This window comes from Streptomyces malaysiensis subsp. samsunensis (assembly GCF_024519315.1).
In the GTDB taxonomy this organism is placed as follows: domain Bacteria; phylum Actinomycetota; class Actinomycetes; order Streptomycetales; family Streptomycetaceae; genus Streptomyces; species Streptomyces malaysiensis.
Genome location: NZ_JANIIC010000236.1, coordinates 1 through 842 on the forward strand (window position 1 = coordinate 1; position 842 = coordinate 842).

At 71.1% G+C, this 842-nt stretch carries 1 protein-coding gene; it reads right to left on the reverse strand.

All coding sequences use genetic code 11. The features are described from left to right. Positions 1-91: 91 nt before the first annotated feature. A partial coding sequence (locus NQU54_RS48670) for an IS701 family transposase (protein WP_257636672.1) occupies positions 92-842 on the reverse strand: 751 nt, incomplete at its 5' end.

Genomic DNA, 842 nt, shown 5'->3' on the forward strand with positions numbered 1-842 from the left:
CTAGTAGGACTCCGTTAGGTCTGTCTTGATCTTGGTGTGGTTCTGCTGGGCAGGGGTTGGTGGCAGGTGGTGCAGATGCCGGTCCAGCAGTTCAGCAGGTCCTGGAGGGCGTCGAGGGTCTGGTAGAGGGTGAGGCCGGTGTGTCGGCTTTTGGGGCCAGTCGCTGTTCGGTGAGGAAGGCGTGGGCGGCGGTGACCAGGGTGGCGTGGTGGTGCCAGCCGGTCCAGGAGCGGCCTTCGAAGTGGTCCAGGCCCAGGCCGTGTTTGAGTTCGCGGTAGTCGTGCTCGATGCGCCAGCGGATCTTCGCCAGGCGGACCAGCTCGGGGACCGGGGTGTCGTCGGGCAGGTCGGACAGCCAGAAGCGGGTCGGTTTGTCCTCGCCGTCGGGCCATTCGGCCAGCAGCCGCACTTCGGGCAGGACACCGTCCCACCGGCCGTGCCGGGCCACTGCGGCTGCCTGGGCCAGCCGACGTGAGCGCACCCCGGCCGGCCGGACCCGCATCGCGAGGAAACGCGAGGTCATCGGGCCCCGGGACCCTTCCCGCCAGGTCACTTCGCTGAAGGCGTCCCGTCCGGCGGCCGCTGCCAGGCTGGCTACCGTCACCGGTGGCTGCCGGTAGCGGGGCTGGGGCCTGCGGCCGGTGCCGCACCAGGCGGGGGCCGTGGGGTGCGCGTCGTGCGGCTGGACGGTGATATCGCCGCGGATGCCGACCACGTACGCGTGTCCCCGCTCGGCCAGACCGGCGCGGAAGTCGGCGTTCTGTCCGTAGCCGGCATCCGCCACCACGACCGGCGGCACCAGTCCCCATCCGGCCAGTTCGTCCAGGGCGTCCAGTGCCAGG